This window comes from Veillonella sp. (genome assembly GCF_019414865.1).
Classification (GTDB): Bacteria; Bacillota; Negativicutes; order Veillonellales; family Veillonellaceae; genus Veillonella.
In genome coordinates, this window is sequence record NZ_DXLG01000072.1 from 1 (window position 1) to 8,035 (window position 8,035).

The 8,035-nt window shown below is 37.7% G+C and carries 7 protein-coding genes and 1 pseudogene; all 8 read right to left on the bottom strand.

All coding sequences use genetic code 11. The annotated features are described in order from the left end of the window. Positions 1 to 31 precede the first annotated feature (31 nt). A complete protein-coding gene (locus QZ334_RS05620; RefSeq protein WP_005386682.1) occupies positions 32 to 376 on the bottom strand; it encodes a histidine triad nucleotide-binding protein in 345 nt (114 codons plus the stop codon). A gap of 11 nt (positions 377 to 387) precedes the next feature. Continuing rightward, on the bottom strand, positions 388 to 1,683 hold the full coding sequence (mtaB, locus tag QZ334_RS05625) for a tRNA (N(6)-L-threonylcarbamoyladenosine(37)-C(2))-methylthiotransferase MtaB (protein ID WP_005386683.1): 1,296 nt from the start codon (positions 1,681 to 1,683) through the stop codon (positions 388 to 390). 24 nt (positions 1,684 to 1,707) lie between these two features. Next, positions 1,708 to 2,439 carry an RsmE family RNA methyltransferase gene (locus QZ334_RS05630; protein WP_295232619.1) on the bottom strand — a complete coding sequence of 244 codons (732 nt, stop codon included), beginning with the start codon at positions 2,437 to 2,439 and terminating at the stop codon, positions 1,708 to 1,710. Then, complete coding sequence (locus tag QZ334_RS05635; protein WP_295232622.1) at positions 2,436 to 3,299, bottom strand: 50S ribosomal protein L11 methyltransferase; 864 nt, start codon at positions 3,297 to 3,299, stop codon at positions 2,436 to 2,438. Before QZ334_RS05635 ends, QZ334_RS05630 begins: the two co-directional genes overlap by 4 nt. Before the next feature lie 55 nt (positions 3,300 to 3,354). After that, positions 3,355 to 4,512, bottom strand: a complete 1,158-nt coding sequence (gene dnaJ, locus QZ334_RS05640; protein WP_105085588.1) for a molecular chaperone DnaJ — start codon at positions 4,510 to 4,512, stop codon at positions 3,355 to 3,357. Between the two features lie 16 nt (positions 4,513 to 4,528). Next, on the bottom strand, positions 4,529 to 6,370 hold the full coding sequence (gene dnaK / locus QZ334_RS05645; RefSeq protein ID WP_105085587.1) for a molecular chaperone DnaK: 1,842 nt from the start codon (positions 6,368 to 6,370) through the stop codon (positions 4,529 to 4,531). Between the two features lie 28 nt (positions 6,371 to 6,398). Further along, positions 6,399 to 6,944 carry a nucleotide exchange factor GrpE gene (gene grpE, locus QZ334_RS05650; protein ID WP_005386696.1) on the bottom strand — a complete coding sequence of 182 codons (546 nt, stop codon included), beginning with the start codon at positions 6,942 to 6,944 and terminating at the stop codon, positions 6,399 to 6,401. After that, positions 6,944 to 7,973 (bottom strand): annotated as a pseudogene (gene hrcA, locus QZ334_RS05655) (heat-inducible transcriptional repressor HrcA). Before hrcA ends, grpE begins: the two are co-directional and overlap by 1 nt. Positions 7,974 to 8,035: the final 62 nt, after the last annotated feature.

Consider the following 8,035-nt stretch of genomic DNA (forward strand, 5'->3'; position numbering starts at 1 on the left):
GTATTATAAAAAGAATACATTATACCTAATTTTAAGCTTCTGGCCATCCCATTTCTTCGCCACCTAAGAGATGAGCATGCATATGAAATACAGTTTGACCAGCTTTTTTACCAGTATTAAAAATCAAACGATAACCATCTTTAGAAATACCAAGTTCTTTAGCTACATCACGAACGAATGGCAATAAACCTTCTACATAGTCCTCATTATTTTCGTTAAGATGAGCAATATTGGAAACATGGTTTTTAGGTACAATTAAAACATGTACTTTTTTCACTGGTTCAATATCATGAAATGCATAGAATTTATCGTTTTCTAACACTTTTTTAGATGGAATTTCGCCATTGATAATTTTACAGAAAATGCAGTCACTCATACTATAACTCCTTATTCAATAATCAAATAATTATCTTCTAAACCTACAACAGTACCACCAATGAGATCACCAATTTTATGTGTCCCATCAGATTTAACTTTACCATTTACATACTCATTTGTTAAACCCATGTAGTATCCATTCTCTTCCTTTTCGATGAGAATCTCACCAGGCTTACCAATGCGAGATTTTGCGTATGCTTCATAGCCAGATTGGCTAAGCCCATTCAAAAGTGCTACACGAGTTTTCTTTACAGCTTCTGGTACTTGATCTGGCATAGTAGCTGCAGGTGTGCCTTCACGAATAGAGTATGGGAAGGCATGAATATGGGTAAATCCAATTTCACGAACTGTATTTAAGGTTTCTTCAAAGTCTTCATCTGTTTCTTGCGGGAATCCTGCAATGATATCAGTGGTAATTGATAAATCCTTAATACGAGAACGTAAACTTGCAATCAAATCTTTATATTCTTGCAATGTATAATGGCGTTTCATCAACTTTAATACATGATCAGAACCGGCTTGTAGAGGTAAATGCAAATGTGGACAAACACGTTTATTAGTAGCCATTAATTCTACTAACTCATCAGAAACTTCTACAGATTCAATGGAACCGAAACGAATGCGGTATAAATCAGGAATCTCTAATAAGGCTTTGACTACATCGGCTAATGTAGGACGACCTGGCAATTCAACGCCGTAATTTCCCAAATGAATGCCCGTTAATACGATTTCATGGAATCCATGTTCTACTAATCGTTTTGCTTCTTGTACAATATCATCAACTTTACGAGATTTTAATTTTCCTCGAGTATAAGGAATGATACAAAAGGCACAGTAGTTATTACAACCTTCTTGAATTTTCATGAATGCACGAGCTTTATCAGATTCATTACCATATAATGGCATTTCTTCAAAGTTGGATTCGTTCATGATATCCCGTACAGCATTGATTTGACGCTCTGTAGATTCCAATTGTTCTACGAGCTCAACGATTTTTGACCGGTTATTGGTACCGATAACGAGATTAACACCATCGATAGCAGCAATTGCATCTGGATCAAGCTGAGCATAACAACCAGTTACAATCACATAGGCATCTTCGTTTTGACGCTTCGCTTTGCGAATCAATTGACGGGATTTCTTTTCCCCCATATTTGTTACAGAACATGTATTAATTACATAGATATCTGCTTTTTCATCGAAGTCTACAGCTTCGTAATTATTTTGTAAAAATAAACCTTTCATGGCATCTGTATCATATTGATTAACACGACACCCTAAGGTTGTAAACGCAACGGTTTTCATTGCACCTCTCTATTCTTATTGATTTTATAATTCTAATTCATATTGAATCATTGCTAATGATCCAATAGCAGCAGTTTCAGCTCGCAAAATAGTATTACCAAGGGAAACTGATTTTCCACCACTCTCTATAATAGCATTGATTTCCTTCTCTTGATAGCCCCCTTCTGGACCAATACAGATTAGTATGTCTGTAATAGACTCATCAGAGTTGACCTGCGAAAGAATATCTTTAATAGTATGTCCATCTTCATTTTCATAGGCTACCAATTTTAATGCGTTGGATTCGATTTCTAATACTTGTGAAAGCTTTTCACCGACTACAAGTGTTGGCAGTTGATTTCGACCACATTGTTGAGCTGCTTCTAGCATTATTTTCTCCCAACGAGTAGCCTTTGTTTGTAATTTCTTGTCATCATATTTAGCAACACAATTAGCGGTAGATACAAGATAGACTGTATCAACATTTAACTCTGTCGCCTTTTGTAATACCCATTCCAGCTTTTCACCTTTTAATAATGATTGAACAAGGATAGTACGATTAGAAGATACATTTGACTCTACGTATTCAATAAGTTTTGCTTGAGCTTTACCATCTATTTCTTCTGTAATTTGATATGTACCACAACGATTGTCACTGCCGGTAACAGTTATGGGTTTCTCCATATTATGACGAAATACATGTAACACATGATGTGTCACATCTGTCGGTAATTCTATGGTTTCATCTAATGGTGTAGGAATAAAAATCTTTTTCATCGCTTTTCTAGCGCAAATGTATGCCAAGGCCCCGCAATGCGCTCCTCAATAATATGCCAATTAGCCTCAATATATGGCATGATTTCATCATACCGATCATCTATAATACCACTAATGATTAAAATGCCTTGATCATCCAGTTTCTTACCAATTTGAGGTAATAGTATTTTAAGAGGATCTACTGTTAGGTTCGCTAAAATTATTTGAGCAGTACCATTAAAATCACTATCCAAATTACCACAAATTATTTCTGCTGATACATGATTATTCTCACAGTTAATGCGCGCTTGATTAGCAGCATACTCTTCTATATCAATACCAACTAAATGTTTGATGCCTAACTGAGCTGCTACCAATAAAAGGATACCAGTGCCAGTACCAATATCTAAACAAGTAACAGTGTCAAGATCCATAGATTCACTATAAGATTTCAATAACTCTGCAAAAGTCCGTGTAGTCTCATGGGATCCAGTACCAAAAGAAATATCTGAATCGATTTCTATAATAGTTTTATGATCCACATTATCGTATTCCTGCCAAGCTGGTTTAATAATCAAATTTGGTAGGATTTCTGTGGGTTCAATATATTGTTGCCAAGAATTAAGCCATGTAGATTCATCTAATATATTAGCATTAATTGATGTAACACTAATATTTGCCTCTGTAAGACGATTTTCTATATCTGACTTAATTGTATCTACATCCAAAGATGGATCCGCATACATTGTTAATTTAATTAAATTGGGCTGATTTTCTACATCTTCTTCTATAATTCCATTGTCTGCATAATCGTCAAAAAGAGTAGTCACCTCATCGGTGGCTACTCTTTCACAGACAATGGATACTTCTATCCACTGCATATATGCTCCTTTATAGGGAATGTGACGGAACAAACCATTCCTTCACATGAGCTGTTCATTTAGTCAAAACGTCCTTAATTTTTTCAAAAAGACTTTTGCTCACTTGTAAGTTATTTACATCTTCGTTACTTTCGTTTGCAAAGCGTAATAACAACTCACGTTGAGTATCTGTCAACTTCTTAGGCGTTTGAACAGTTACCACAATATGTTGGTCCCCTCGTTGCTTAGGGTTACGCAAATATGGAATACCTTTGCCCTTTACGCGGAATGCCGTTCCCGTTTGAGTACCTTCTGGGATCTTTAACTCTACTTTACCATCTAAGGTGTTAACTTGTATAGTAGCACCTAATGCAGCTTGAGCAAAACTAATATTTACACGGCTAATAACGTCATTACCATTTCGTTCAAATTCCTTATGAGGACGAACAAAGATATATACGTAAAGGTCACCCTTAGGACCGCCCAAAATACCTGGTTCCCCTTCATTAGCTACACGTAAGCGAGAACCGCTGTCTACGCCAGCTGGAATCTTGATAGAAATCTTGCGCTTAGCAAGCATTTCACCTGTACCACGGCATTTAGAACAAGGTTTTTCAATGCTTTTACCAGTACCATGACAACGAGAACAAGTGCGAACGGATTGCATACGTCCAAATGGAGTATTTTGAATAACCGCTTCTTGACCAGAACCATGACAGTTTGGACAAGTATCGACACGAGATCCTGGTTCACCACCAGTACCATGACAGTGATCACATTCTTCATGACGATGCACTTCTATTTCCATAGATTTACCAAAGGCTGCATCTTCAAAGGAAATATCAATATCTTCGCGCAAGTCATTGCCTTTTTGAGGGCCTTGTTGTTGGCGACCACCGCCAAACATGCCACCAAAAATGTCGCCAAAGATATCACCAAAGCCGCCAGCTTGACCACCGAAACCGCCAAAGCCTCCTTGGAAACCACCGGCGCCAGCGCCGCCTCCTTGTTTGAAGGCGTCGTGGCCGAATTGGTCATATTGAGCTTTTTTAGTTTCGTCAGACAATACTTCGTAAGCTTCGTTCGCTTCTTTAAACTTTGCTTCCGCTTCCTTAGGATTATCTTTATTTACATCTGGATGGTATTGGCGTGCCTTTTTACGGAAGGCCTTTTTGATTTCATCTTGAGAGGCATTTTTACTGACCCCTAAGATGTCATAATAATCACGTGCCATTAGTTACCAACCCTTCTTATTTCTTATCGTCATCCACTACTGTGTAATCAGCATCAACTACATTGTCATCAGATTTTGTTTGTTGTTGACCTTGCTCTGCACCACCAGCTGCTTGTTGAGCTTGTTGTGCTGCTGCATACATTTGCTCAGCTAATTTATGTAATGGTTGTTCCAAAGCTTCACTGTCTTTTTTGATATCTTCGATGTTGCCTGCTTCGATAGATTTTTTCAATTTATCTTTTGCTTCTTCAACTTCTTTCAACAAAGCTGTGTCGCCTTTACCATCAAGTTCTTTCAATGCTTTTTCAGCTTGGTATACCAAGGAATCTGCATTGTTTTTAACATCTAATTCTTCTTTTCTAGCTTTATCTTCTGCTGCATGTGCTTCAGCTTCTTTAACCATGCGATCGATTTCGTCTTCTTTTAAACCGCTAGAAGAAGTGATTGTAATTTTTTGTTCTTTTTGAGTACCCAAGTCTTTTGCTTTTACATGTACGATACCGTTAGCGTCGATGTCGAATGTTACTTCGATTTGAGGAACCCCACGAGGAGCTGCTGGGATACCATCCAAGTTGAAGCGACCCAATGTTTTATTATCTGCTGCGAACTCACGTTCACCTTGCAATACATGGATATCTACAGATGGTTGGTTATCTGCTGCAGTAGAGAATACTTGAGATTTAGATGTAGGAATTGTAGTGTTACGATCAATAATACGTGTGAATACACCACCCATTGTTTCGATACCAAGAGACAATGGAGTTACATCAAGTAACAATACGTCTTTTACTTCACCTACTAATACACCACCTTGAATAGCAGCACCGATAGCTACACATTCATCAGGGTTAACGTTTTTAGTTGGTTCTTTACCCAATACTTTTTTAATAGCTTCTTGTACAGCTGGAATACGGCTAGAACCACCAACTAACAATACTTTATCGATATCGGATGCAGATAAACCAGCATCGTTCATAGCTTTACGAGTAGGTTCAATAGTAGCTTGTACCAAATCAGCTGTCAATTCTTCGAATTTAGCACGAGTCAATGTTACATCCAAGTGTTTAGGACCTGTAGCATCAGCTGTGATGAATGGCAAGTTGATATTTGTGCTAGCTACGCCAGACAATTCAATTTTAGCTTTTTCAGCAGCTTCTTTTAAACGTTGGTCAGCTAATTTATCATTAGATAAATCGATACCAGTTTCTTTTTTGAATTCTTCAATAAGGTAGTTCATGATACGTTGGTCGAAGTCATCGCCACCAAGATGGTTATTACCAGATGTTGCCAATACTTCGAATACGCCATCACCAAGTTCAAGGATAGATACGTCGAATGTACCACCACCAAGATCAAATACAAGAACTTTACCGTCTTCATCTTTATCTACACCATATGCAAGAGCAGCTGCTGTAGGTTCGTTGATGATACGAAGTACTTCAAGACCAGCAATCGCACCAGCGTCTTTAGTAGCTTGACGTTGAGCATCTGTAAAGTATGCAGGAACTGTAATAACAGCTTGTTTTACAGGTTCGCCCAAGTAAGCTTCTGCATCAGCTTTGATTTTTTGAAGAATCATAGCAGAAATTTCTTGTGGTGTATAAGATTTACCTTCTACAGTTACTTTGTAGTCAGTACCCATGTGACGTTTAATAGAAATGATTGTGTTTTCTGGGTTAGATACAGCTTGACGTTTAGCTAATTGACCAACTAAACGTTCGCCATTTTTTGCAAAACCAACAACGGAAGGAGTTGTACGCGCGCCTTCTTGGTTAGTAATAACCGTAGGTTCGCCGCCTTCCATAACCGCAACACAAGAGTTTGTAGTACCTAAATCAATACCAATTACCTTTGCCATAATATATGCCTCCTAAAACCTTTATAATCTATTCAACAACTTTTACCATTGCTGGACGAATACAACGACCATCAACAGTATAGCCAGTTTGCAATACTTCACATACCGTATCAGATTCATATTCATCTGACGGCACTCGCATAATTGCTTGATGGAAATTTGGATCAAATGGTTTGCCAACCGCATCGATAACGGCTAAACCATGTTTAGATAACATAGCCATCAAATTTTGATGAATCATGATAAATCCATCAAGGAATACCTTAGCATCACCTTCTGCTGGACTTTGAACAGCTCGTTCAAAGTTATCTAATACAGGAAGTAAATCTGTAAGTACATCCCCTTTGACATATCCTGCAAGTTGCTCTTTTTCTTGGTTAGTACGACGTTTGAAGTTTTCAAAGTCAGCTTGCAAACGCTTATACCGATTATCGAAATCTGCTTTAAGCTCATCTAATACGTGAGCAGCGTCAGCAACAACTTCTTCAGTTTCTTCCACAGCCGGTTCCTCTACATTAGTAGCATTTGCTGTTTCGTCTACTGTTTCTTGTTTAATGTCTTGTTCTTCAGCCATTATATACCCTTTCTATTTTTGTTCTTTTACCATAGATTCCATCATATGTTTCATGTGAGACAACATTCCAATAATACGACCATATTCCATACGTGTCGGTCCTAGAATAGCAAGTGTACCAATAGGCTGATCTTGATTTGTGAAATCAGCTTGTACCACACTCATAGAATGTAGTGCTTCAGTATCATTTTCATCGCCAATCTTTACCTTCACAGGTGTAGGTGAATCATCCTTTAAAAGTTGTCCCAATTGATTTTGCTCTTCCACTAATGAAAGTAAGGGTTGTACTTTTTCAACAGACTTAAACTCTGGTTGATTTAACAACTCCGTGGTACCTACAGAATAGAACAACTTACGTTTATTAATTGCTCGTAATAATGTTTCTGAAAGGATCATCAAAATCCCTTGGGGACCTTCCATATGAATCAAAAGTGTTCCTAATGCTTCAGCCGTTACATGACCAATACTTACATTCTGTAAAGCATTGCTAAATTGCATAGCCAGACTTTGCAATAGATCAGGCGAAACACCATCACTAAAGTAAATCAATTCATTATCTAGAGCACCAGTTTCAGTAATGACAACCATGACAGCTTGATATGAATCGAGCGGCAATACATGAATGTATTTAATTAATGCTCTATCATGGGCTGGAGCTAAGAATAAACTCATACTATGGCTTACTTGAGATAATAATTTAGCCATATTTAAAAAGAGCTCACTCGTCGATCCATTAGAATGTTTCCATAACATTTCAATTTTTTCAGCATCCTGTAATGGAACAGGTTGTTGACTCAACATAGAATCAACATATAAGCGATAGCCTTTTGCTGAAGGAATACGTCCAGCCGATGTATGAGGTTGCTCTAAATAGCCTAACTCCTCTAAATCGGACATTTCATTTCGCACTGTTGCCGGACTAATACCAAGATTATAATTCTTGGCAATGGTTCTTGACCCTACCGGTTCAGCAGATTTAACGTAGTCTTCAATTATGGCTCGCAAGATGCGCTGTTTTCTTTCATCCATAATGACACCTCTTGTTAGCACTCATAAACTTTGAGTGCTAATCGCATGTATAATATTATCAC